The sequence below is a fragment of the Novosphingobium sp. genome (genome assembly GCF_036803765.1).
GTDB lineage: Bacteria > Pseudomonadota > Alphaproteobacteria > Sphingomonadales > Sphingomonadaceae > Novosphingobium.
Window position 1 is genome coordinate 40,594 of record NZ_DAIRTS010000006.1, and the last position, 22,859, is coordinate 63,452.

Below are 22,859 nucleotides of genomic sequence, written 5' to 3' on the forward strand. Positions count from 1 at the left end.
CTCAGCGCAGCGTGATCGAAAGATCGGTGATCGGGCGGCCAGCGGCGTCGACGAAGCGCGCGCAGAAGTCGCTGAGGCCGGGACCATTGATGATCGCGCCCTGCAGGACGTTGCGGCCCTTGTGCAGCGTGACGGCCGGGGAGACGCCATCGTCCATCACCATGCGGCGATCACCGAACAGCGCCGTCGCCTCGCGACCGTTGAGCCACCAGATCGATGCGGAGTTGGAGCCAACCGCCAGATGGGCCTCGGGGATCTCGCGGTCCGACACGACCACGGTCGTGACGCGGAAGATCACGCCGTAGGTCGTCTTGCCGAGCGCCTGCGCGAAGTTGAACAGCTTGGCATCGAACAGCTGGCTGTCGAGTGCGCGCCATTGCAGTCGCTGGCCGGCGATCGTCACGGTCTGCCCGGCCCGCGGCACGGCGAGCGCGGGGCCGGGCGGCGTGGTCTGGGCAAATGCGTCCCGGACGTAGGCGCGGGTGAAGCCCTGGTTGGTGCGATTGGGCTTGGCGAACGGTTCGAGCACCAGCCAGCGGCGCAAGAAGCCATCGGCATCGGGCTTGGCCGGCGTCGCGGTGGCGGGCGCAAAATAGGGGGCCAGGCGCTGCGCGTCGGTATCGGCAAGCGCAGGCGCGGCGAGAGCGGGGGCGGCGGGCACGCCGGTGGCGGCCGCCGCGAGCAGGAGCGCGCGGACGAAGGGGGGAACCATGGACAGCCTCTCTTGTGCTTCTATGCGAAGGGGCGCCGCAGCGCCCCTTCTTGTCGTTGGATCAGAACCGGTTGATGAGGTTCTCCAGCCATTCCTGCCGGCCCGAGACCGGCTTGGGCGCGAGGTCCTGCGCAATCGCCAGGTCGGCGATGGCGGCGAGGTCGCTGCCCTTGATGGTCTGGCCCAGCTCGGCCTTCCAGCCGGCGTAGCGCTCGTCACGGAAGGCATCGAGGCGGCCGTCGGCGATAGCCGCCTCGGCGCGCAGCAGCGCCTTGGCGATCACGTCGACGCCGCCGATGTGGCCGTGGAACAGGTCGGCCGCGTCGACCGACTGGCGACGGACCTTGGCGTCGAAGTTGAAGCCACCGTCGGTGAAGCCGCCGGCACGCTCGAGCTCGATCAGCGCGAGGGTCAGTTCCTCGACCGAGTTGGGGAACTGGTCGGTATCCCAGCCATTCTGCGGGTCGCCGCGGTTCGCGTCGATCGAACCCATCACGCCCAGCGCACCGGCCATGGCGATTTCGTGCTCGAAGGTGTGGCCCGACAGCGTGGCGTGGTTGGCCTCGATGTTGACCTTGACCTCGTTCTCGAGGCCGAAGCGCTTGAGGAAGCCGTACACGGTCTGCGTGTCGAAATCGTACTGGTGCTTGGTCGGCTCGTGCGGCTTGGGCTCGATCAGGATCGTGCCGGCAAACCCGATCTTGTGCTTGTGCTCGACCACCAGCTGCAGGAAGCGACCGAAATTCTCCTGCTCCACCGCGAGGTTGGTGTTGAGGATCGTGTCGTAACCTTCACGGCCGCCCCACAGCACGTAGTTGGCGCCGCCGAGGCGGTGCGTGGCCTCGAGCGCGTCGCGCACCTGGCTGGCGGCCCAGGCATAGACCTCGGGACGCGGGCTGGTGGCGGCACCGGCGAGGTAGCGCGGGTGGCTGAACAGGTTGGCCGTGCCCCACAGCAGCTTGCGGCCGTGCTTTTCCTGCAGTTCTTCCAGATGGTCGACGGCGCGCGCGAAGCTGGCGCGGAATTCGCCGATGGTTTCGGCGGGCGCCATCACGTCCACGTCGTGGAAGCAGTAGAACGGCAGGTCGAGCTTTTCGACAAAGGCGAGCGCGGCTTCACGCTTGGCGCGGGCGGCTGCCTCGTCCTGCGGGCCGTTGAGCCACGGGCGGTCGAAGGTGCCGGCGCCGAATACGTCGCTGCCGGGCCAGCAGAAGGTGTGCCAGAAGCACACCGCAAAGCGCAGGTAGTCTTCCATGCGCTTGCCGAAGACCACGCGGTCCTTGTCGTACCAGCGATAGGCGAGGTCGCTGGTGGCGTCGGGGCCTTCGTAGCGGACGGTTTCGAATTGGGCGAAATAGTCGGCAGACATGGTCAGTTGCTCTCCTGGAGATCGTGCAGGGCGCGATAGGCGCGCCGGAACTGGTCCTGTTTGGGGGCGAGGCGGGCGGCGAGCGCGGCGTCGGGTTCGATCGCGGCGCGCACGGGCGGGCGGGTGCAGACCTCGGCGACCGAAGCGCCGCTGGCGAGCTGGGCCAGGCGGGCGGCGCCCAGCGCGGGGCCGACTTCGCCGCCTTCGAGATAGAGCAGGCGCACGCCGAGCACGCTGGCAAGGATATGCCCCCAGTGCAGCGAGCGCGAGCCGCCGCCGATCACCGCGAGTTCCTCGATCTGCGTGCCGGCCTCGCGCAGCGCGGCAATGCCGTCGGCATGGGCGAAGGCGACGCCTTCGAGCACCGAGGCAGCAAGGCGCGCGGTCGTGGTCTCGTTGCCCAGCCCGAGGAACGCGGCGCGCACGTGCGGGTCGTTGTGCGGGGTGCGCTCGCCCGAGAGGTAGGGCAGGAACAGCTCGGGCCCCGCGGCTGCACCGGCGCTTTCGGCCAGCGCGAAGAATTCGGCCGGGCTGCCGACGCGGCAGGCATTGGCGGCCCAGTCGATGCACGAGGCGGCCGAGAGGTGCACGCTCATCTGGTGCCACACGCCGGGCAGCGCGTGGCAGAAGGCATGTACGGCACGCGCCGGGTTGGGGCGGAAGGCATCGCCAGCCACGAAGATCACGCCCGAGGTGCCGAGCGAGAGCATGCCCTGGCCCTCGCCGGTGACGCCGACACCGAGCGCGCCGGCTGCGTTGTCACCTGCGCCGGCGACGACCGGGACGGGTTCCATGCCCCATTGCGCGGCTACTTCGGCGCGCAAGGTTCCGGTCACATCCGGGCCTTCGTGGAGCGAGGGCATATGGTCGCGGGTCAGGCCCGTCGCGGCCAGCATGGCGTCGGACCAGGTGCGCTCTGCGACATCGACCCACAGCGTGCCGGCCGCGTCTGACAAGTCGCTCGCCTTCTCGCCGGTCAGCGCGAGGCGGACATAGTCCTTGGGCAGCAGGACGGTGCGGGTCGCGGCGAAGATCTCCGGCTCGTGCTCGCGCACCCATTGCAGCTTGGGCGCGGTGAAGCCGGGCATGGCGATGTTGCCGGTGATCGCGCGGCTGCGCGGTTCGTTGGCCTCGAGCGTGGCGCACTGGGCGTGGCTGCGCCCGTCGTTCCACAGGATCGCGGGGCGCAGCGGCCGGTCGTCGTCCCCCAGCAGGGTGGCGCCGTGCATCTGGCCGGCAAGGCCGATGCCCGCCACCGCGCGGCGCAACCCGGCATCGAGGCCGAGCACGGCACGGTTCGTCGCATCGACCCAGTCGTCGGGCGCCTGTTCGGACCACAGCGGGTGCGGGCGCGAGACCGAGAGCGCTGCGGCGCATTGCGCCACGACTTGCCCGTCGCTCGCGGTGATGACCGCCTTGACCCCGCTGGTGCCGATATCGATTCCCAGGAACATCGGCTCAGCGCGCCTTCATCGGGTCAATCGTGGGGATCGTGCCATCGGCGTTGAAGGTCAGTTCCGTCACCTTGACGTTACGCAGGTGATTCTTGTTCGACAGCTGGTTGTCGGCATAGAACAGCCACCACTTGCCGCCCCACTCGATGATCGAATGATGCGTGGTCCAGCCCTGCACGGGGCTGAGGATATGGCCGGTATAGCGGAACGGGCCATAGGGGTTGTCGCCGATGGCGTAGTTCAGGAAGTGCGTGTCGCCGGTGGAATACGTGTAATAATACTTGCCGCCGCGCTTGAACATCCACGAGGCCTCGAAGAAGCGGCGTTCGTGATCCCCGCCCAGGATCGGCTTGCCAGCCTCGTCGAGAATCACCGCATCGCGCGGCTTTTCGGCGAAAGTCTTCATGTCGGGGTTCATGCGCGCGACCTTGCCCGACAGCGCGGGCTGGTCGTCCTGCAGCAGGTCGGTGTCCGAACCGTTGGGGTCGAACGTGCCTTTGGCCCAGCGCTGGAGCTGGCCGCCCCAGATCCCGCCGAAGTACATGTAGGTCTTGCCGTCGGTGTCGGTGAACACCGCCGGGTCCATCGAGAAGCTGCCGGGAATCGGCTTGGGCTCTGCCTTGAACGGACCCATCGGGCTTTTCGAGGTGGCGACGCCGATGCGGAACGTGCCCAGGCCATGCTTGTCCTTCGCCTTGTCGCGCGCAGGGAAGTACAGGTAATAGGTGCCGTTCTTGTAGGCGGCATCGGGCGCCCACATCTGCTTGGACGCCCAGGGTACCTGCTTTACGTCGAGCGCGACCGGGCCGACGGTCACCGGGCCGCCGATGCGATCCATCTTGAGCACGCGATAGTCGTGCATCGCATATTCGCTGCCGAGGTCGTCATCGGGGATCGTGGTCGGCACGTCGTGCGAGGGGTAGACGTAGATCTTGCCGTTGAAGACATGCGCGGAAGGATCGGCGGTGTAGATGCTCGACACCAGCGGCTGGTCGCGGAACGCGCTGGCCGGCGCGCCGCCCGGAGCGGGCGTGTCCGCAGCCCAGGCCGGCGTCGCGATCAGTGCCGCGGCCAGGGCAGTCGCACAAGCCAGCTGCGAGCGCCTGCCGCTGGGGCGCAGGGCCACGGCCGCGCGGCGTGCGTTCTGGGTATCCTTCATCGACAGGCATCCTCGCTTATGTTCCGTTGCAACAACGATGGCATGATAGCGCTATCTTTGCAATCGCAAGCGTGGGCTCAGAGCGCGGTTTGTCGGTGAAATTTTCCTGTTCGTTTGGCCTGTCAGGTGCGTCCAGGCTCGCCCATGCGGACCAGATCGGCGAGCGTGCGCGTGACCGGCGCCGCGACACCGGCAAGATCGGCCTGTGCCACGATAGCGCCGTTGATCGATTCGATCTCGGTCGCGCGGCCGGCCCGGCGATCCTGCAGCATCGAGGCCTTGTGCGCGCGGTGGTGGGCCAGGGCATGATCGATGCGCGCCTGCAGCCGCACGCGGTCGACCGCTATCCCGAGAGCGGCGGCGGTGGCGACGGTTTCATCGGCGACGGCGCCGGCGATACGGCGGCCTTCGGGGCTGTCCATCCCGCCGACGGTGAGCCCGGTGATCGTCGCCAGCGCGTTGAGAGCGGCGTTGAACGCGACCTTTTCCCATACCGCGATGCGGACATCCGCGTCGGCAACCGCGTTGAGCCCGGCCGCGTCGAGCATGGCGGCAATGGCGGCCGCATGGGCCTGCGCAGCCCCGGTCCATCCGCCGAGCTGGATATGCCCGACGCCATGCGACACGACGCGGTTCGGCCCGTCGAGATCGGCGGGCAGGTCGGTCACGCCCCACAGGACACGATCGGGGGTGAAGGTTTCCGCCAGGACCTCGGCATTGCCGAGCCCGTTCTGCAGCGTCAGTGCGCAGCATCCGCTTGCGGCGAGGTGCGCGACCGAGCGCACGGCGGCGCGGCTGTGCATGCCCTTGGTCATCAGGATGAGCAGGTCGATCGGTCCCTGAGGGCCATCGGCGGTCACCTCGTCGGCCGTGCCGGCCGCGACCCGGGCGATGCGCAATCCGGTGTCGTCCTCGAGCACGATGCCCTCGCGGACGATCCTGTCGAGCCGTTGGCGATCGACGTCGACGACCGTAACCCTGTTCCCGGCAAGGGCGAGCCGCGCGGCAAGAAGGCAGCCCATGGCGCCGGCGCCGGTGATGACGATGTGCTTGTGCATGAACCTGCTCCCGTACGTACACGCGCGAGTGTCCCGGCCCGGTTTCGATCGGTCAACCAGCGATCTGCGTTACGGCGCGAGCGGGAAGTGCCGCAGGAACTGGCGCGCCGCATCGGGCAGCAAGCCGGCGCGGCGCTTGTAGAGCAGGAGGCGGCGCACCGGCTCCATCTCGGGCACGATGAAGCGGCGCAGGCTGCCGTTGGCAACGTGAGCGGCGGCGAGCGGTAAGGGCAACCAGCACAGCATCGGGCCCGCAGCGCTCAGCGCGATCATCGTCTCGACCGAGGCGGTCACGGCCGCGACGGTCGGTGAGGGCAGGCCGTGGGCGCGGAACACCGCTTCGAATTGCAGGCGCGGGGCAGCGCCCTCGGCGGGCATGGTCCAGACTTGCTTCGCCAGCGCCTTCAGGCCGGGCCGATCGGGAAGCGGGTTCGTCGCCGCGCCGAACACACCGAACTGGTCGCTGTAGGCACAGGCGCCGAGGCACTCGGCTTCGGGATGGTCGATGGGCGCGGCCGTGACGGCAAGGTCGATGCGCCGCTCGAGCAGCGCATCGCGCAATTCGCCGTCGACGCCGTCGATGGTTTCGGCGGTGAGGGCGGGGTGCGCGGCCAGCAGGCGCCCCAGCGCTTCGGCAACGAGCGTGCGCATCGCGGCGGCGACCGCACCGATCCGCACGACGCCGCGGCGCAGGCCGCTGAGCGCGTCGAGTTCGTCACGCGCGGCACGCATCTCGAACACCAGCAACCGGGCGTGCGGCAGCAGGACATCGCCCGCCGGGGTCAGCGCCATGCCCTTGCTGCGCCGCTCGAACAGGCGATGGCCGAGCCGCTGCTCCATCGCCTGGATCAGTCGGCTGAGCGAAGGCTGGGTCAGGTTCACCACTGCCGCCGCACGGCCGAGGCTGCCGGTGTCCGCGACGGCGAGAAAAGCGCGAAGCTGGCGTTCGTCGAATTCCATGCATCCAGCGTATGACTTCGCGCCGGAATTGCAATTGATCCTATCGCGGTGCGCCGTCACAGTGCGCCCAGCCCGACGATAAGCGGGCACCAACGGGAGAATGCGATGCCCACCGTGCGCGACATCACCATCGGCCTGCTGCGCGAGCTTGGCATGACGACGGTGTTCGGCAATCCCGGCTCTACCGAGCTGCCGATGTTCCGCGATTTCCCGGACGATTTCCGCTACGTCATGGGCCTGCAGGAAAGCGTCGTGCTGGCGATGGCCGACGGATTTGCGCAAGGCACGGGGCGCGCCGCGATCGTCAATCTGCACAGCTCGGCCGGCGTCGGCCATGCGCTGGGCAACCTGTTCACCGCCCGCAAGAACCAAACCCCGCTGGTCGTGACCGCTGGCCAGCAGGCGCGCTCGATCCTGCCGTTCGAGCCGTTCCTGTTTGCCGAACGGGCGGTCGATTTCCCCCAGCCCTTCGTCAAGTGGGCCTGCGAGCCGGCGCGCGCGGAGGACGTCCCGGCGGCCATCGCCCGCGCCTGGCATGTCGCGATGGAGCCGCCGTACGGCCCGACCTTCGTTTCGATCCCGATCGACGACTGGGACCGTCCCGGTGAGCCGTTTCACCACCGCACCGTGCATGCCGCGCGTGGCGTCGACCCTTCCGCGATCGAGGCCTGCGCCGCCGCGCTGGACCGGGCCGAGCGCCCGGCGATCGTCGTCGGTGCGGGTGTCGCGCGCGATGGGGCATGGGACGAGGTCGTGGCGCTGGCTGAGCGGCACCAGGCGCGGGTCCATGTCGCCCCGATGTCGGCGCGCTGCAGCTTCCCCGAGGATCACCCCCTGTTTGCCGGCTTCCTGACGGCCGGGCGCGAAGCGATCGTCGCCGCCCTGGCAGACCACGATCATGTCCTGGCGCTGGGCGGGCCGATGAGCCTCTATCATGTCGAAGGCGCGGGGCCGCATATCGCCGACGGCACCGACGTCTGGCTGATCGGCGACAATCCCGTCCATGCCGCCTGGGCGCCGGTCGGCACGGCCATCGTTGCCGACACCCGTTTGGCGGTCCGCGCGCTGCTGGCGCTGACCGGCACGCCCGAGCGCGCGCGGCCCGCCGCCCGGCAAACCGCGCCGCAGCCCGACGGCAGGGCCATGACCGACGCTTACGTGCTGCACCGCCTCGCCGCACTCCGTTCGCCCGACAGCGTGATCGTCGAGGAAGCGCCGTCGGCGCGCGGCCCGATGCACGAGCACCTGCCGATCGTGGCGCCCGACACGTTCTATACAACGGCCAGCGGCGGCCTTGGCCACGGCCTGCCGGCAGCGGTGGGCATGGCGCTCGCCCGGCCGCAGAGCAAGGTCATCGCCGTGCTCGGCGACGGGTCGGCGATGTATGCCATCCAGGGGCTGCACGCCGCAGCGCAGTGGCAGGTTCCGGTGAGCTTCGTGATCCTCAAAAACCGGCGCTACGAGGCGCTGCACAGCTTCGGCCGCCACTTCGGCATGCAGCAGCTCGTCGGGACCCAGTTCCCCGAACTCGATTTCTGCGCGCTGGCACAGGGCCATGGCGTGCCGGCGCGCCTGGCGACCGACGCGGCGACGCTGGATGCTGCGCTGGCGTGGTCGCTGGAGGCAACTGGGCCTACGCTGGTCGAAGCGGCGATCGACTGAGCAGCGAGGAGGGCAGGGCCATGGACGTCACCCGCTACATCGACGATCGCCCAGAGGACGGCGCGTTTCGCGTCAACCGCGCGATCTTTACCGACCAGGCCGTGTTCGACCGCGAACTGGCGCGGCTCTTCGAGGGGGGCTGGGTCTTCCTCGGCATGGAGTCGCAGGCGCCCGCGCCGCATGATTTCTTCACGACCTTTGCCGGCCGCGTCCCGATCCTGGTGCAGCGCGACGGCGAGGGGCACTTGCGCGCCTTCGTCAATTCCTGCCCGCACAAGGGCGCGAGGCTGGCGCAGACGCAGGCAGGCAACGCGCGGCTGCACGTATGCCCTTATCACAGCTGGAGCTTCGACAGCGCCGGGCGCAGCAAGGCGATCAAATGGCAGCGCGCCGGGTGCTATGATGCGGCCTTTGCACAGGACGACCATGGGCTCGCCGAACTGCCGCGGTTTGCCGGCCATCGTGGCTTCCTGTTCGGCAGCCTTTCCGCCGATGTTCCTGGACTCTCGGAATACCTGGGCGAGGCGGCACACCTGCTCGATCTCGTTGCCGACCAGAGCGCGGAAGGGCTGGAACTGGTGCCGGGGCAAGTGACCTTTACCTATGCCGCGAACTGGAAGCTCCAGCTCGAGAACTGCTCGGACGCCTATCACTTCACCTCGGCGCACCCGTCCTACATCCGCGTGCTCGAGCGGCGGCAGCAGGAGATCAGTGCCGATGTCGTCGCCTCGGTCTGGGAGAGCAGCGACTTCTGGAAAGAGGAGGCGCAAGGCGTCGCGGGCGGCAGCTACAGCTTTGCCCACGGCCACGTGCTGAACTGGGGCATTTTCGGGGTGACGCCGGCGATCCCGCTCTATGAAAGTGCGCAAGTTCTGGCGGAACGGCATGGCGAGGCGCGGCGCGACTGGATGTTCAACATGCGCAACCTGACGATCTTTCCCAATCTTCAGGTGGCGGAAAACGCATCGAGCCAATTGCGCGTCATCCGCCCGCTCGGCCCCGGCCTCACGGAAATGCGGACCTGGTGCATCGCGCCCAAGGGCGAAAGCAAGGCGGCGCGGCGCCAGCGCATCCGCCAGTACGAGGACTTCTTCAACCCCACCGGCATGGCCACGCCGGACGACACGGTGTCCTACGAGAATTGCCAGGCAGGGTTCGCGGGCACGGTGAACCCCTGGTTGCAGGGCCATGCGCGTGGCATGACGGCGAGCGTCGCGGGCGGCAACCGCTTTTCCGACGTGCTGGGCATGCAGCCAGAGCGCAGCGTATTGGCCGATGCGCAGCTCTGCGACGAAACGCTATATCACAGCTATTATAGAGCATGGGCCGCGCGCATGGCCGGCGGAGACGACGCATGACCGCGACGCTCACCCGGGCCGATGCCGAGGACCTGCTCTACCGCGAGGCGCTGCTGCTCGACACCGGCCGGTTCGCCGACTGGCTGGCGCTGTTCACGGCCGATGTCGAATTCTGGATGCCGGCCTGGCGCGACGAGACCACGACGACGCAGGACCCCGATAGCGAGCTATCGCTGATCTATTACAAGGGGCGCCGCAATCTCGAAGACCGCGTCATGCGCCTGACGTCCGGGCTTTCGGTGGCGTCGGAGCCGCTCCCGCGCGTCGTCCACCAGGTCACCAATGTCCTGGTGCTCGAGGCGGCCGAAGGCGTGGCGGAGGTGTCGGCGGCCTTCACCTGCCATCGCCACGATGTTCGCATGAACCGTAGCGACTGCTTCTTCGGGCGCTATCTCTACCGTCTCGTCGACGAGGGGGGGGCGTGGCGCATCGCGCGCAAAGTCGTGACCTTGCTCAACGATACGATCCCCACCGTCGTCGACATCAACTCTATCTGACGGGCCTGGTGATCACAGCATGGTGGTGATCGTCTCGAGCGGGAGGCGCGACTTGGGCAGCTTGGCGTTGTAATCGCCTTCTTCGTCGCGATACCCGACCGTCACCACGAACAGGCTGGTGTAGCCCTTTTCGCGCAGCCCCAGTTCGGCATCCAGCACCTTGAGGTCGACGCCTTCCATCGGCGTCGCGTCGAGACCGAGCACTGCGGCGGCGAGCAGGAACTGGCCAAGGTTGAGATAGACCTGCTTGTCCATCCAGTGCTGCAGGTCGCGCGTGTCGAACTTGTGGATGTCGGTATAGAGCTTGCGAGCGGCACGCTGGCGGCTCTTGAACGCCTCCGGGTCGGCCGCGAAGCGACCATCGGCTTCTTCCTGGTCCAGCAACTGCTGGAGAAAGGCCTCGTCGGCGTTAACGCGGCTGGCGAAGACGAAGGCGTGCGAGCAGGCGCGGATCGAGGGGCCGTTATAGCTGTAGTCGCCCTCTGCCGCCTTGGCTACGCGGGCCTTGCCCTCGTCGGTCGATGCGATGACGACATGCCACGGCTGCAGGTTCACGCTGGACGGGCTGAGGCGGATGAGTTCGCACAGCGAGGCGAAATCCTCGTCGCTGATGCGGCGGCCGGGCTGATAGGCCTTGACGGTGTGTCGCTGGCGGGCGGCCGCGACGAGATCGGTGGTCATGCAAAACTCCTGTGGCGATGTTCGGGGAGCAGCACGCGTTTGCAGCCTGCTGTCTGTCCCCAAAAGCCGCAAGTGGCCGGTTGGGTCCGGCCCACCTGCGGATCGCCCGAAATTTACGCCGCATCGGGCCGCGCCAAGCGCTCAGGCGGCCGCGGAATGGGCGATGCGGTGGCCGACGACCGGATACTGGGTGCGCAATTCCGCCAGTTCGACCGGCCGGCTGAACAGGAAGCCCTGGGCCTGTTCGCAGCCCGCCTTGAACAGTTGTGCGCGCTGCGCTTCGGTCTCGACCCCCTCTGCAACGCATTGCAGCCCGATGGTGTGGCACAGCGTGACGACCGCGATTGTGACGGTGCCGCCACCGGCGCGGTCGAGATCGGCGACAAAGCTGCGGTCGATCTTTACCTTGTCGAGCGGCAGGCGCTGCACATAGCCGAGGCTCGAATAGCCGGTCCCGAAATCGTCGAGCGCCACGCGGACTCCGAGGTCGCGAAAGGCCTGGAGGACTTGCGCGGCGGCTTCGGCATTGCGCATCACCGCGGTCTCGGTGACCTCGATCCAGATGCGACGCGGGTCGACGCCTGCGGCCTCGATCTCGCTGCGGATGAAGGCGAGCGTCGTCGCAGAATTGAGGTCGCAGGCCGAGATGTTGAACGACACCTCGATATTGGCGGGAAGTTGCCGCGCGGCGTCGAGGCCCTTGCGGAACACCGTGCGGGTGATGCCGTGAATGGCATTCGAGCGTTCGGCGATCGGGATGAACTTCGTGGGCGATACTTCGCCGAGATGCGGATTGGTCCAGCGCGCGAGGACCTCGACCGCCTGCAGGCGCCCGGTGGCCAGCTCGACGATCGGTTGCAGCATGATCGAGATCTCGTCGTCGAACCGGCACGCGCGCAATGCAACGTCGATGGCCTGCTCGGCACGGACGGCGGTATCGAGCTCGGCAGTGAACAGGCAGACCCCGCCGCCCTCGACGTGCTTGGCGTGATAGAGGGCATAGTCGGCCCGGTCGAACAGGTCCGCCGCGCCCGCGCCCGCCTCGGGGAAATGCGCGATGCCGATGGAGCCGCCCACGCAGAGCACGACTTCGCCCAGCCGCATTGGCGTGCCGATCTGCTGAAGCACGCGCTCGCACGTCTTGTCGAACGCGGCCGGGTTGAAGTCGATCAGCCCGAATTCGTCGCCGCCGAGGCGATAGACATGGGCGGCGGCACCGGCGCTCGCCTGGAGCCGCGTGCCGATTTCCTGCAGCAGCCGGTCACCGATCTTGTGGCCGAAGGTGTCGTTGACCGGCTTGAACCGGTCGAGATCGAGCACGGCGACCGCAAAGGGGGGAAAGTCCGGGCTGGCGGTCCAGGCGTCGAGATCCGCATAGAAGCGGCGCCGGTTGGGCAGGCCAGTCAGGCTGTCGGTCAGCGCGAGCAGCCGGTTCTCCTCGTTGAGCCGCTGCAGTTCTTCGTGCTGGCGGGCCAGCATGGTGCGCGCCAGGATCTGCTGGCGGAAGTATTCGAAGGTGTTGAACAGCACGCGCAGCAGCACCACGAGCACCAGCGCGACATTGATGCCGAGCGTCACGAAGGTCAGCTGCTGGCGCACGAGGCACATGATGATGAACGCGGGCAGCACCGCGAGCGCGACGATCAGCGCGGCCTGCGGCAGAACGATGAGGCAGAAGATGCAGCCGATCACCGTCGTGGAGATGTAAAGCCCCACGTGTGCCTGCTCGAACGGCCCCCCATAGGGTGCAAGGGCCAGGGACCAGCCGATGTAAGCGAGGGCGATCGGCCCGGCGACCGCGGTGATCGTGCGCAGTTGCTGGCGCGCCTGCAGCGGCGTGGGCGGACCCTTGCGGGCCTCGCGCAGCCATTTGACCATGCGGATGATGGTGATCGTGAACAGGAAAGCCGGTGCACTGATGGTCAGTGTCGCCGGCGCCGTCTGGCGATGCGTGATGGCGACGGCGAGCGAGTTGATCAGCAGCAGGCCGTAGAGCAGCGGGACCTGCCGACGCAGGTTGATCGACTGGGCCACGGCCAAAGCGGGATCGCTGCCGACTTGTGTAAACCAACGCCAGGCACGCGCAGCCCGCATCGCCATATTCCCTGCCCCTATGGCCTAATCCGCCGGGAATATGCGCGGACATTAGTGAATGAAGTCATACCGTTCATTACGGGGACAGACGCAGCCGCCCGTACAGCAGCTTGCAGCAACATGGGTTAACATCCGGTTCGCCTGCAGCCTGACCTGTCGACTTGCGCTGATCGACCGGGCGGGGTGAACCGTCCTAATCCATTTCCTTCGTGAATGATCTTCGATCCAAACAAATGGTTTTGTTGATGAACGGGCGGGGCATACATAGGGCCCATCACAATCTTCGGGAGAGAGCCGGGTCCGTCCGGCATGAACCATGGACAATTGCAACATCCTGATCGTGGGCGCCGGTATCGGCGGCCTGTCCGCAGCCGTGGCGCTTCGTCGTGCCGGCCACGCCGTGACGCTGGTAGAACGTGATCCCGAATGGTCGGTCTATGGCGTCGGCATCATCCAGCAGGCCAACGTGGTCCGCGCGATGGAACAGCTGGGCCTCATCGACCAGTTCATCGATGCGGCCTGCGGTTTCGATGCAGTCGAGATCTTCCTGCCCAACGGCACGAAGGTCGCGCGCGTCCCGTCGCCTCGCCTCGTCGACGGGCGTCCGGCCAATGTCGGCATCGGCCGCCGCGCGTTGCAGCGCGTGCTCGGTGACGCGGTGCGCGACCTCGGCGCGACGCTGCGCCTCGGCGTCACGGTCACGGACCTGCCTGCGGATGGCGGAAGCGCCGCCGATGGCGTCGGCGTCGCATTCTCCGATGGCACCAAGGGTCACTACGACCTCGTGATCGGTGCCGACGGGGTCTACTCCCAGGTTCGCGGTACGCTCTTCCCCGAGATCGCCGGGCCTCAGTTCACCGGCCAGGCGGTGTGGCGCTACAATTTCCCGCGTCCGGCCGATCTCGACGCGCTGCAGGTCTACAACGGGCCGATCGGCGCGGGGCTCGTGCCGATGAGCGCGGACACGATGTACATGTTCGTGACCACGCCCGAGCCGGGCAACCCGCGCTACCCGCGCGAGGGCCTCGCCGCGGCGATGCGCGGCAAGCTCGCCGGTTGCTCCGAGCAGATCCGCGCGCTGGGCGAGTCGATCACCGACGACGACGGCGTGGTCTACCGCCCGCTCGAGGGCATGCTGGTCGACGGGCCGTGGCACAAGGGCGCCGTCGGCCTGCTGGGCGATGCCGTCCATGCGACGACGCCGCATCTGGGGCAGGGGGCCGGGATGGCGATCGAGGACGCGATCGTCCTGGCGGAAGAGCTCGGCAAGGCGGCGGACGTCGACGCCGCGCTGACCGCCTACCGCGATCGCCGCTTCGAGCGCTGCCGCTACATCGTCGAATCCAGCCTGGCCATCTGCAAGGGCCAGATCGGCGAGGGACCGCCGATCGACAATCACAAGGCCACGGCAGAAATGTTCGCCGTCGTCTCGCAACCCATCTGATCCGATCTTATCCAAGGAGTTCGCGCATGAGCCGCGTTACTGACATTCGCTACGTGGGCTACGGTGTGGCCGAGTTCGACGCCGAAAAGGCTTTCTACACCGATGTCTGGGGTCTCGACCCGGTCGGCGAGACCGAGGACATGGCCTGGTTCAAGGCCGCCGGTGACGACGAGCACCATGTCGTCCAGCTGCGCAAGGCCGAGGCCAACCGCATCGACGTGATCGCGCTGTCGGCCGACACCCGCGCCGACGTCGACGCGCTCTTCGCCAAGGTCGAGGCCGCAGGCTGCCGCGTGGTCCATGCACCCCGCGACCTGACGAGCCCCGGCGGCGGCTACGGCTTCCGCTTCTTCTCGCCCGACGGCCTCGAGTTCGAAGTCTCGAGCGACGTCGCCACCGGCGCCGCGCGCGAGCTGGCCCGCTGGGAAGGCCTGCCGGTCAAGATCAGCCACATCGTGCTGCACAGCCCCAAGCACCAGGACATGGTCAAGTTCTTCACCGATGTTCTGGGCTTCAAGATCTCCGACTGGCTCGGCGATTTCATGTGCTTCCTGCGCTGCAGCTCGGCGCATCACCGCATCGCCATCCTGCCTGGGCCGGCCTGCCTCAATCACGTCGCCTACGACATGCTCTCGGTGGACGACATGATGCGCGGCGCGCACCGCCTCAAGCTCAAGGGCATCGACATCGGCTGGGGTCCGGGGCGCCACACGGCGGGCAACAACACCTTCAGCTACTTCGTCACCCCGGGCGGCTTCGTGACCGAATACACCTCGGAGTTGGAAGAGGTCGATTTCGACGCGCACGAATACAAGGTCCACGTGCCCGCGCCGCTGGTGATGGACCAGTGGGGCATCGGCACCGGCGGTCCGCAGACGCTGCCGCATCCCGCGCCCAACCCCGGCCTGTTCGAGGCCGCTGCCGCCTGACACGGCACGCGCTTCTCTTCTCCTCCAGACCCTGACGGATCCCATGGCTCTTTTCGAATACTTCCCGAACTACATCTGGAACCTCTCCGTTGCGATCGCGCTCGAAAGCGGCGGCCGCATCGGCGAGGTGATCGACATGTGCCAGCCGATCCGTGATGCCGCGGCCAGCGGCGCCGATGCCGGTACGCCGCAGTTCATGGCGCGCTGGGCCGAGATGGGCCAGAAGCTGCTGGACCTGGCCGGGGAGGACGAAGCCAAGGGCCGCATGTTCTCCGCCTCGAACAAGCTGGAGCGTGCCTCGCTCTATCTGTTCACGGCGGAGCGCATGCAGGGTCACGGCCATCCGGGGCGCAAGGAAACCTATGCCAAGGCGCGCGCCGCGTTCGACAAATCGACGCAGCTGGGCGCAATCAATCGCGAGCGCGTCGAAGTGCCGCTGGCGAATGGCACGATGCCCGCGCTGTTCACCCGTGCGCCCGGCGAAGGCCGCAAGCCGGTGGTGGTGTTCTGCAACGGCCTCGATAGCTGCAAGGAACTGCTCTACTGGACCAAGCTGCCGCAGGAACTGGCTCGCCGCGGCATTTCCACGCTCTGCGTCGACCAGCCCGGCTCGGGCGAGGCGCTGCGCCTGCAGAACCTGCCGGTCGACCCGAATAGCGAAAACTGGGCGTCGAAGGCGGTCGACTGGCTCGAGCAGCAGCCCGAAGTCGACCCGGCGCGTATCGGCATGACCGGCATCTCGCTCGGCGGCCACTTCGCGCCGCGCGCCGTCGCCTACGAGCCGCGGTTTGCGTCGGGCGCGGTGTGGGGTGCCAACCACAACTGGCGCGAAGTGCAGGACAAGCGCATGAAGCGCGAGGGCGAAAACCCTGTGCCGCATTACTGGGCGCACGTGATGTGGGCTTTCGGTGCCGACACGATGGAAGACTTCCTCGAGCGCAGCACCGACATGAACCTCAATGGCCACATGGACCGCATCAAGGTTCCCTTCCTCGTCACCCATGGCGCGGAAGATCGCCAGATCAGCGTCGGCTATGCCGATGATCTCTATGACCAGCTGGTCAATTCGCCGCGCCGCGAGAAGGTGATCTTCACCCGCCGCGAGGGCGGTGTCGAGCACGTCGGTGCCGACAACATGGCCTATGGCCTCGACCTGTTGTCCGACTGGTTTGCCGAGACGCTGGGAGGTACCTGCGCATGAGCCGTCGTTTCGTCGACCTGTCGATCATGCTCGAGAACGACGTGATCACCGATCCGCCGTTCATGCGTCCGCATATCGAATACCAGACGCATGGCGAGACCGTGACCGAGCTGGGGCACTTCTTCCCCGGCGTCACCGCGCAGGACCTGCCCGACGAGGCAGGATTTGCAGCGGCGGAGAAGGTCACGCTGACCACACACAACGGCACGCACCTCGATGCGCCGTGGCACTTCCACCCGACGCAGGACGGCGGCAAGCCGGCGATGACGATCGACGAAGTGCCGCTCGAATGGTGCTTCCAGCGCGGCGTGAAGCTCGATTTCCGTCATTTCCCCGACGGCTACGTGGCAACCGCGGCCGACGTCGAGGCGGAACTCGCTCGGATCGGCCACGATCTCCAGCCGCTCGACATCGTGCTGGTCAACACCGCCGCCGGCAAGGCCGTGGGTAATCCCAACTTCATCAACATCGGCTGCGGCATGGGCTACGAGGCCACCATGTACCTCACCTCGCGCGGGATCCGCGTGACCGGCACCGATGCGTGGTCGTGGGATGCGCCGTTCAGCTACACCGCGCAGAAGGTCAAGGAAACCGGCGATACTTCGCTGATCTGGGAAGGCCACAAGGCCGGCCGCGACATCGGCTATTGCCACCTCGAGAAGCTGCACAACCTCGAGGTCCTGCCGCCGCATGGCTTCACCGTCAGCTGTTTCCCGCACAAGATCAAGGGCGCTTCGGCGGGCTGGACCCGCGCCGTCGCCATCTTCGAGGACTGAGACGATGCGCCTTTGCACCCGTGCCGATGGCACGCCCGATGGCCAGCTCATGGTCGTCTCGCCCGACGGCGCCCGCTGGCTTCCCGCCGGCGCGCGCTGGCCCAACCTGTTGACGGCGATGGGCGACTGGGCTGCGGCCCAGGCGGATCTCGAGCCGGTCGCCGCCGCCCTTGCCGCGGGGCAAGGTGAAGCGATCGACTTGGCACACATCCGTGCGCCGCTGCCGCGCAGCTGGCAGTGGCTCGACGGGTCTGCCTTCGCGACCCATGGCGAGCTGATGCAGATCGCTTTCGGCATGGACCCGATCGATACCGAGCGTCCCCTGATGTATCAGGGCATGTCGGACCGCTTCTATGGCCCGCGCGACGATGTGCCGTTCACCGATCCGGCGCTTGGGATCGACTTCGAAGGCGAATACGGCGTGATCGTCGACGCGGTGCCGATGGGAACCAGCGCCGAGGAGGCCGCCTGCTACATCCGGCTGGTCGTCCAGATCAACGACTGGTCGCTGCGTGCGCTGGCCCCGGTCGAGATGAAGACGGGGTTCGGCTGGGTCCAGGCCAAGCCCGCTTGCAGCATGGCGCCCTTTGCCGTGACGCCCGACGAACTGGGCGAGGGCTGGAGCGAGGGACGCGTGGCCATCGACCTCGTCGTGACGTGGAACGGCCAGGCGTTCGGCCATGCCAATGGACGCGAGATGGCGTTCTCGTTCCCCGAACTCGTCGCCCACGCTGCCCGAACCCGCGACCTCGTGGCGGGCACGATCATCGGTTCGGGCACGGTGTCGAACGCCGCGTGTCGCGACGTCGGCTCGGCCTGCATTTCCGAGCGTCGTGCGATCGAGATGATCGACCAGGGCGCGGCCGCGACCACGTTCATGGCGATCGGCGATACCGTCACGATGGCGGCGACCGATGCCGCGGGCAACCAGCCCTTCGGCGTCATCGACCAGAGGGTGGTCGCCGCCTGAAGCGCAGGATCCCGGCGGCCCATAGCGGCCAGGCGATCAGGACCGGTTGCAGCGCGAGCCGGGGTATGTGGTACCACAGCCCCAGCCCGCCGCCGCCGGTCCGTGCCAGGTCGTTGCACACATGCTGGACGTTGGCCGGCCAGACGCACAGCGCATAGGCGGCCAATCCCCACGCCGCCGCCCGCCGCAGTCCCGGCAGGCGCGACTGCGCGATGCCGATGGCACCGGCGAGTTCGGCAACACCGGTCAGAGCCACCACCAGCGCAGGGGCTGGCACCCAGGCGGGTACGATTGCCACGAAGGGGTGCGGCAGCGCGAGGTGAAGCACACCAGCCGCGGCATAGATCGCGGCGATGATACGGCAATGAACGGGATGGGGTGTCATCGCGCCATGGTGCGACGGCTATCGGCTTGTGACCAGTTCATTTTTGACCGCTCGAAGTGAAGCCGATGGATTTGTGGGGGGGGAAACAAATCCCCCCCCCCCCATGCTCGTCATTCCCGCGAAGGCGGGAATCCAGAGGCCTATCGCCATGTTCACCGCAAACACTGGATTCCCGCCTTCGCGGGAATGACGGGGGTATGGATTTAGAGGATGGCCGGCCAATCCCTGCCGGGTTGCCCGGCGCTCCCCTGCTGGCTAAGGCCCGTGGCGCCTTCCGGCCTTGTGGCCGCTGCCGAGGAATTTCCCATGCGCGCATTGCGCAACCTGATCGACCCGTACCTTCTGCTCCTGCTTGGCACGATTGCATTGGCCGCCATCCTGCCGGCGCGCGGCGCGGGCGTACCGATTGCGGATGGGGCGGTGACGGTCGCGGTCGGGCTGCTGTTCTTCCTTTACGGCGCACGGCTCGCGCCGCAGGCGGTGTGGCAGGGGCTCGCCAACTGGCGCCTCCAGGCGGTGGTCTTCCTCAGCACCTTCTTGCTCTTTCCCCTGATCGGCTTGGGCGTCATGCACCTGACATCCCGCGTCGTCGCGCCCGATATCGCGGTAGGCCTGCTGTTTCTCTGCCTGCTGCCCTCGACCGTCCAGTCGTCGATCGCATTCACTTCCATCGCGCGCGGTAACGTCCCGGCGGCGCTGTGCAGTGCTTCGCTGTCCAACCTGATCGGCGTGGCGCTTACGCCCCTGCTGACGGCGCTGCTCCTGCCCACTTCGGGCGAGGGCGCGATTTCGGCGAGCTCGATTGAAAGCATCGCCATGCAGATCCTGCTGCCGTTCGTGGCCGGGCAACTACTGCGGCCGCTGATCGGTGACTTCTTGGCACGCCACAAGACGCTGGTCGGCTACGTCGATCGCGGATCGATCCTCTTGGTGGTCTATGCCGCATTCAGCGCGGGCGTCGTCGCCGGGGTGTGGACGCAGCTGGCGCCGATCGATCTGGCCATCGTGCTCGTCATCGACCTCGCGATCCTGGCGCTGGTGATCGTGATCACGACCGTGGCCAGCCGGCGCCTCGGCTTCACGACCGAGGACGAGATCACGATCGTGTTCTGCGGGTCGAAGAAGAGCATGGCGAGCGGCATCCCCATGGCGACGATCCTGTTCGCCGGACACGCGGTGAGCCTGATCGTCCTGCCGCTGATGCTGTTCCACCAAGCCCAGCTGTTCGTCTGCGCAACGCTCGCCCGGCGCTACGCGGCGCGGCCCTGAAAGCCGCGCGTCAGCTGGCCCTCCAGTCTCCCGGACCGTGGTGGCGCAGCTTCTGACCGCAGTAACGGCACGGGGCATATTCGGTCGCATGCTCGGCGTAGCGCTGGCTGCGGTCGGGCTTGTGGCGACCGATGGCGCACAGGACTGCATGCTTTAGGTGCTTGAACTGCTGCAAGATTATGTCCTCCCAGCAACTGCCCTGTAGTGAATCGCCGGATGCCTGCGCTTCGAGCGAGCTAGACGCTACCATATATTGCGGTGCACCGATACGCCGAGGGCCACGATCATAGCGATCTGCATGACCTCGATGGCATAAGATGCTGCGATGCAATGAAATCAGTTTTGCGAGGGGGCCTCGCCAGTGTCCGGCTTGTTGGTCATGTGCCAGGCGAGTGCCTCGACACGGTGCAGGACAGCATCGCCATGCGGCGAAGGTCCGGCCAGTTCGTCCCACGCCGTGCGGAAGCATGACAGCCAGCCTTCCACCTCGGAACGGCCGATCGGCGCGACGAAATGGCGCATACGCAGCCGCGGGTGTCCGTATTGGCTGGTGTACAGCGGCGGCCCACCAAGCCACCCCGTCAGATATTCGTAGAGACGCTGTTCCGCCCGTTCCAGCGACGGCGGATGCACGGCGCGGCAGGCCGCCGCCTCGGGCAGGCTGTCCATCAGCGCGTAGAAGCGCTGGCAAAAAGCGAGGACGAACGGTTCGCCGCCGAGGGCGAGGTAAGGCGTCATGTCCTGTGCTGGGGGCGGCACGGCGTCTGTCATGGCCGGGGGCATATCCGCCGTGGCGGCAGCGAGCCAGCGGTTATCTGTGTGAGGCCTTGGCATAATTGTCCGATCCGGCGATGATTGCCGCGATGCCGACCGAGATCACTTCATCCGCTCCTGTCCCGCCGCTTTCCGCGATTTCGGCACGGGCGCGGGTGCTGGCCGGGCTGTTCGCGCTGCTTGTTGTCGCGCTTGGCTTGCTGGTGATCGCGTTTGCGGCCAGCGCGCGTCATGCCGAGCGGCAGTTCGCCCGGGCCAGTCTGTCTGAGCAGCAGGCCGCCGCCGTGGCGCAGATCGCGTTTCTGGCCCGCCGTGCCGGGCCCGCATCTCCGGCGCAGGCTGAGGCGCTCGATGCGGCGGCACGGGGTTATCGTGATCTCATCATCGCCGAGGCCACGTTGGAGCACGGGGCAGGCCCCCCGGCCCAGTCGGCGGAACGGCGCGATGCCGAGCGGCTCGAGCAACTGGCGCGCAGGGCGGCCGGAACGCCCGTAATCCAGGATCTCGCGACAAAGATTGCCGCGCGCGAGGCAGCCGAAGTGGTCGAGGCGCGCAATGCGCTGGCCGCGGCGGGTCGGCGCAGCCTCACGATCGCCGGGCTGCTCGCCGTCGTCGCACTGGCCTCGGCATTGTGCGGCGCATGGCTGCTGTGGCGCGCCAACCGCGCGCTAGAGGCGCTGGTCGAGGTCCGCACGGCCCGTATCGCGGCCGTCGATTCCTCTCGGCGGCTGTTCTTCGCCAAGGCCAGCCACGAATTGCGCACACCCGTCGCAGGCCTGCGCAGCGCGGCCGAGGTCGCGCTTGAACAGCCTGATCTTCCCACGTCGTCCCTGCGCGAGACGTTGGCGCATGTCGTCGCCGGCGCGGCGTTCCTCTCGCACCGGATAGACGAACTGCTCGGTCTTGCGCGGGCAGAAGACGGTCAGCTTCAACTCGCCGACGAGCCGTTCGACCTGCACCGGGCCGTGGCCGACGCGGTGGCCGAAGCGCGCAGGTATGCGGCATCGGTCGATGTCACGATCGTCATGGCCGCACCGGACCAGCCGGCTGTCGTACGCGGCGATGCGCGCTGGCTGCGGCAGGCCCTGCTGGCCGTGATGGAAAACGGGCTTAAGTTCTCACCGGAGGGCACCGCGTTGTCCGTGGCGCTCTCCCTCGCGCCGGAGCAGCGTGCGACGATCGTGATCACGGACCGCGGGCCCGGGGTCATGGATGCCGACTTGCCGCGGATCTTCGATGCCTATTACCAGTCCGACGCCGGTCGATCGCGGGGCGGGTCCGGGCTGGGGCTTGCACTAGCGCGGTGGGTCGTCGAACAGCATGGCGGCATGATCACCGCGCGCAACCTCGAGGGCGGGGGATGTGCGATCGACATATCCCTGCCCGTGGAGCACCGTGCATGAGCGTATTGCTGGTGGAGGACGATGTCGCCATCGGGCGGGCCGTAGTTCAGGGGCTGTCCGCGCGGGGATTGGCGGTTCGCTGGCTCCGCCAGGGGGCCGGGGTGCTCGATGCCTTGGCCGAGGCGCCCATCGCCGCGATCGTTCTCGACCTCGGCTTGCCGGATGCCGACGGGCTAGAACTGTGCCGCGCCATCCGGGCGGCCGGTCATGGCTTGCCGTTGCTGATGCTGACCGCGCGTGGGGCGCTCGATGACCGGCTCGATGGGTTCGCCGCTGGCGCGGACGACTACCTGCCCAAGCCCTTCGCTTTTGCCGAGCTTGCGGCGCGGGTCGGCGTGATGGTGCGCCGCTCCGAGCAGCTGGCACCGGCACCGGTGAAGTGGGAGGCACTGTGCATCGACCGGGCAAGCGGCCGGGCGACCTGGCGCGACGCGCCACTGACGCTCGAGCCACGGGCCTTCGCACTTTTGACGGAACTGGCGATAGCGCGCGGCGGGATCGTCTCGCGTTCGCAGCTCGTCGACCGGGTGTGGGGCGCCGACGCGGTGATCACCGACAATGCGGTCGATGTGGCAATTAGCGCGCTTCGCCGGCGCCTGCCCGAACCCGGCGACGATGCGCCTGGCCTCGCCGTCCAGGCGCATCGCGGGCAGGGGTATGCCTTGCGTCTTGTACCTTAGGTCGGACTGAGGCCGTCCTCAGGT

The 22,859-nt window shown here is 67.6% G+C and carries 22 protein-coding genes; 11 read left to right on the forward strand and 11 right to left on the reverse strand.

Annotated elements, in window-relative coordinates; translation table 11 throughout:
- Nucleotide 1 precedes the first annotated feature (1 nt).
- The 6 genes from V7Q48_RS05460 to V7Q48_RS05485 form a co-directional block, all read right to left on the reverse strand.
- Nucleotides 2-712: an acetylxylan esterase gene (locus V7Q48_RS05460; protein ID WP_333836758.1), complete on the reverse strand. Its 711-nt coding sequence runs from the start codon at nt 710-712 to the stop codon at nt 2-4.
- A 61-nt stretch (nt 713-773) separates the two neighbouring features.
- Nucleotides 774-2,081, reverse strand: coding sequence for a xylose isomerase (xylA, locus tag V7Q48_RS05465; protein ID WP_333836759.1), 1,308 nt, complete (start codon nt 2,079-2,081; stop codon nt 774-776).
- Between the two features lie 2 nt (nt 2,082-2,083).
- Nucleotides 2,084-3,535 (reverse strand): xylulokinase, encoded by a 1,452-nt coding sequence (gene xylB / locus V7Q48_RS05470; protein ID WP_333836760.1) that lies wholly within the window; start codon nt 3,533-3,535, stop codon nt 2,084-2,086.
- A 4-nt stretch (nt 3,536-3,539) separates the two neighbouring features.
- Nucleotides 3,540-4,694, reverse strand: a complete 1,155-nt coding sequence (locus tag V7Q48_RS05475; RefSeq protein WP_333836761.1) for a glycoside hydrolase family 43 protein — start codon at nt 4,692-4,694, stop codon at nt 3,540-3,542.
- Between the two features lie 122 nt (nt 4,695-4,816).
- Nucleotides 4,817-5,752, reverse strand: a complete 936-nt coding sequence (locus tag V7Q48_RS05480) for a ketopantoate reductase family protein (protein WP_333836762.1) — start codon at nt 5,750-5,752, stop codon at nt 4,817-4,819.
- A 69-nt stretch (nt 5,753-5,821) separates the two neighbouring features.
- Entirely contained in the window at nt 5,822-6,712 is an 891-nt protein-coding gene (locus tag V7Q48_RS05485) for a LysR family transcriptional regulator (RefSeq protein WP_333836763.1), read from the reverse strand.
- A 105-nt stretch (nt 6,713-6,817) separates the two neighbouring features.
- Here V7Q48_RS05485 and mdlC point away from each other — a divergent pair, with 105 nt between their 5' ends.
- Genes mdlC through V7Q48_RS05500 form a run of 3 tightly spaced genes read left to right on the forward strand, consistent with a single transcriptional unit; the run spans nt 6,818 to nt 10,229 of the window.
- Nucleotides 6,818-8,374, forward strand: coding sequence for a benzoylformate decarboxylase (mdlC, locus tag V7Q48_RS05490; protein WP_333836765.1), 1,557 nt, complete (start codon nt 6,818-6,820; stop codon nt 8,372-8,374).
- Between the two features lie 20 nt (nt 8,375-8,394).
- A complete protein-coding gene (locus tag V7Q48_RS05495) occupies nt 8,395-9,732 on the forward strand; it encodes an aromatic ring-hydroxylating oxygenase subunit alpha (protein WP_333836766.1) in 1,338 nt (445 codons plus the stop codon).
- A complete protein-coding gene (locus V7Q48_RS05500; RefSeq protein WP_333836767.1) occupies nt 9,729-10,229 on the forward strand; it encodes an aromatic-ring-hydroxylating dioxygenase subunit beta in 501 nt (166 codons plus the stop codon). The genes V7Q48_RS05495 and V7Q48_RS05500 overlap by 4 nt, the downstream gene beginning before the upstream one ends.
- A 12-nt stretch (nt 10,230-10,241) precedes the next feature.
- Here V7Q48_RS05500 and nfsB read toward each other — a convergent pair whose 3' ends face one another.
- Together nfsB and V7Q48_RS05510 are read right to left on the reverse strand one after the other, a co-directional pair.
- Complete coding sequence (gene nfsB, locus V7Q48_RS05505) at nt 10,242-10,910, reverse strand: oxygen-insensitive NAD(P)H nitroreductase (protein ID WP_333836768.1); 669 nt, start codon at nt 10,908-10,910, stop codon at nt 10,242-10,244.
- A gap of 141 nt (nt 10,911-11,051) precedes the next feature.
- The gene (locus V7Q48_RS05510) at nt 11,052-13,004 is read right to left on the reverse strand and encodes a putative bifunctional diguanylate cyclase/phosphodiesterase (protein ID WP_333836770.1); all 1,953 of its coding nucleotides are present in this window, start codon (nt 13,002-13,004) and stop codon (nt 11,052-11,054) included.
- Between the two features lie 316 nt (nt 13,005-13,320).
- Between V7Q48_RS05510 and V7Q48_RS05515 the strand changes: the two genes are divergently transcribed.
- From V7Q48_RS05515 to V7Q48_RS05535, 5 genes are read left to right on the forward strand one after another with little or no spacing between them, the layout of a single operon-like run.
- Nucleotides 13,321-14,448: an FAD-dependent oxidoreductase gene (locus V7Q48_RS05515; protein WP_333836771.1), complete on the forward strand. Its 1,128-nt coding sequence runs from the start codon at nt 13,321-13,323 to the stop codon at nt 14,446-14,448.
- 26 nt (nt 14,449-14,474) lie between these two features.
- Complete coding sequence (locus tag V7Q48_RS05520; protein WP_333836772.1) at nt 14,475-15,377, forward strand: VOC family protein; 903 nt, start codon at nt 14,475-14,477, stop codon at nt 15,375-15,377.
- A gap of 43 nt (nt 15,378-15,420) precedes the next feature.
- Entirely contained in the window at nt 15,421-16,578 is a 1,158-nt protein-coding gene (locus V7Q48_RS05525) for an alpha/beta hydrolase family protein (protein ID WP_333836773.1), read from the forward strand.
- Nucleotides 16,575-17,354 carry a cyclase family protein gene (locus tag V7Q48_RS05530; protein WP_333836775.1) on the forward strand — a complete coding sequence of 260 codons (780 nt, stop codon included), beginning with the start codon at nt 16,575-16,577 and terminating at the stop codon, nt 17,352-17,354. The genes V7Q48_RS05525 and V7Q48_RS05530 overlap by 4 nt, the downstream gene beginning before the upstream one ends.
- Before the next feature lie 4 nt (nt 17,355-17,358).
- Nucleotides 17,359-18,324: a fumarylacetoacetate hydrolase family protein gene (locus tag V7Q48_RS05535; protein ID WP_333836776.1), complete on the forward strand. Its 966-nt coding sequence runs from the start codon at nt 17,359-17,361 to the stop codon at nt 18,322-18,324.
- Here V7Q48_RS05535 and V7Q48_RS05540 read toward each other — a convergent pair.
- Nucleotides 18,296-18,709, reverse strand: a complete 414-nt coding sequence (locus V7Q48_RS05540; protein WP_333836777.1) for a DoxX family protein — start codon at nt 18,707-18,709, stop codon at nt 18,296-18,298. The genes V7Q48_RS05535 and V7Q48_RS05540 overlap by 29 nt on opposite strands.
- A gap of 306 nt (nt 18,710-19,015) precedes the next feature.
- Here V7Q48_RS05540 and V7Q48_RS05545 point away from each other — a divergent pair, with 306 nt between their 5' ends.
- Nucleotides 19,016-19,978, forward strand: coding sequence for a bile acid:sodium symporter family protein (locus V7Q48_RS05545; protein WP_333836779.1), 963 nt, complete (start codon nt 19,016-19,018; stop codon nt 19,976-19,978).
- Between the two features lie 10 nt (nt 19,979-19,988).
- Here the strand turns inward: V7Q48_RS05545 and V7Q48_RS05550 are convergent, their stop codons facing one another.
- Nucleotides 19,989-20,153 (reverse strand): hypothetical protein, encoded by a 165-nt coding sequence (locus V7Q48_RS05550; protein WP_333836780.1) that lies wholly within the window; start codon nt 20,151-20,153, stop codon nt 19,989-19,991.
- Nucleotides 20,154-20,314: 161 nt separating this feature from the next.
- Nucleotides 20,315-20,749: a globin domain-containing protein gene (locus V7Q48_RS05555; RefSeq protein WP_333836781.1), complete on the reverse strand. Its 435-nt coding sequence runs from the start codon at nt 20,747-20,749 to the stop codon at nt 20,315-20,317.
- Between the two features lie 92 nt (nt 20,750-20,841).
- Between V7Q48_RS05555 and V7Q48_RS05560 the strand changes: the two genes are divergently transcribed.
- A complete protein-coding gene (locus tag V7Q48_RS05560; protein ID WP_333836782.1) occupies nt 20,842-22,155 on the forward strand; it encodes a sensor histidine kinase in 1,314 nt (437 codons plus the stop codon).
- Nucleotides 22,152-22,835 (forward strand): response regulator transcription factor, encoded by a 684-nt coding sequence (locus V7Q48_RS05565; RefSeq protein ID WP_333836784.1) that lies wholly within the window; start codon nt 22,152-22,154, stop codon nt 22,833-22,835. The genes V7Q48_RS05560 and V7Q48_RS05565 overlap by 4 nt, the downstream gene beginning before the upstream one ends.
- The last annotated feature ends 24 nt before the right edge of the window (nt 22,836-22,859 follow it).

Coding starts and splice junctions, on each gene's coding strand:
- V7Q48_RS05495 (WP_333836766.1), top strand. CDS start 8,395: ATGGACGTCACCCGCTACATCGACGATCGCCCAGAGGACGGCGCGTTT.
- nfsB (WP_333836768.1), bottom strand. CDS start 10,910: ATGACCACCGATCTCGTCGCGGCCGCCCGCCAGCGACACACCGTCAAG.
- V7Q48_RS05485 (WP_333836763.1), bottom strand. CDS start 6,712: ATGGAATTCGACGAACGCCAGCTTCGCGCTTTTCTCGCCGTCGCGGAC.
- V7Q48_RS05480 (WP_333836762.1), bottom strand. CDS start 5,752: ATGCACAAGCACATCGTCATCACCGGCGCCGGCGCCATGGGCTGCCTT.
- xylA (WP_333836759.1), bottom strand. CDS start 2,081: ATGTCTGCCGACTATTTCGCCCAATTCGAAACCGTCCGCTACGAAGGC.
- V7Q48_RS05545 (WP_333836779.1), top strand. CDS start 19,016: ATGCGCGCATTGCGCAACCTGATCGACCCGTACCTTCTGCTCCTGCTT.
- V7Q48_RS05520 (WP_333836772.1), top strand. CDS start 14,475: ATGAGCCGCGTTACTGACATTCGCTACGTGGGCTACGGTGTGGCCGAG.
- V7Q48_RS05515 (WP_333836771.1), top strand. CDS start 13,321: ATGGACAATTGCAACATCCTGATCGTGGGCGCCGGTATCGGCGGCCTG.
- mdlC (WP_333836765.1), top strand. CDS start 6,818: ATGCCCACCGTGCGCGACATCACCATCGGCCTGCTGCGCGAGCTTGGC.
- V7Q48_RS05565 (WP_333836784.1), top strand. CDS start 22,152: ATGAGCGTATTGCTGGTGGAGGACGATGTCGCCATCGGGCGGGCCGTA.
- V7Q48_RS05555 (WP_333836781.1), bottom strand. CDS start 20,749: ATGACAGACGCCGTGCCGCCCCCAGCACAGGACATGACGCCTTACCTC.
- xylB (WP_333836760.1), bottom strand. CDS start 3,535: ATGTTCCTGGGAATCGATATCGGCACCAGCGGGGTCAAGGCGGTCATC.
- V7Q48_RS05540 (WP_333836777.1), bottom strand. CDS start 18,709: ATGACACCCCATCCCGTTCATTGCCGTATCATCGCCGCGATCTATGCC.
- V7Q48_RS05525 (WP_333836773.1), top strand. CDS start 15,421: ATGGCTCTTTTCGAATACTTCCCGAACTACATCTGGAACCTCTCCGTT.
- V7Q48_RS05530 (WP_333836775.1), top strand. CDS start 16,575: ATGAGCCGTCGTTTCGTCGACCTGTCGATCATGCTCGAGAACGACGTG.
- V7Q48_RS05475 (WP_333836761.1), bottom strand. CDS start 4,694: ATGAAGGATACCCAGAACGCACGCCGCGCGGCCGTGGCCCTGCGCCCC.
- V7Q48_RS05535 (WP_333836776.1), top strand. CDS start 17,359: ATGCGCCTTTGCACCCGTGCCGATGGCACGCCCGATGGCCAGCTCATG.
- V7Q48_RS05460 (WP_333836758.1), bottom strand. CDS start 712: ATGGTTCCCCCCTTCGTCCGCGCGCTCCTGCTCGCGGCGGCCGCCACC.
- V7Q48_RS05500 (WP_333836767.1), top strand. CDS start 9,729: ATGACCGCGACGCTCACCCGGGCCGATGCCGAGGACCTGCTCTACCGC.
- V7Q48_RS05560 (WP_333836782.1), top strand. CDS start 20,842: ATGCCGACCGAGATCACTTCATCCGCTCCTGTCCCGCCGCTTTCCGCG.
- V7Q48_RS05510 (WP_333836770.1), bottom strand. CDS start 13,004: ATGCGGGCTGCGCGTGCCTGGCGTTGGTTTACACAAGTCGGCAGCGAT.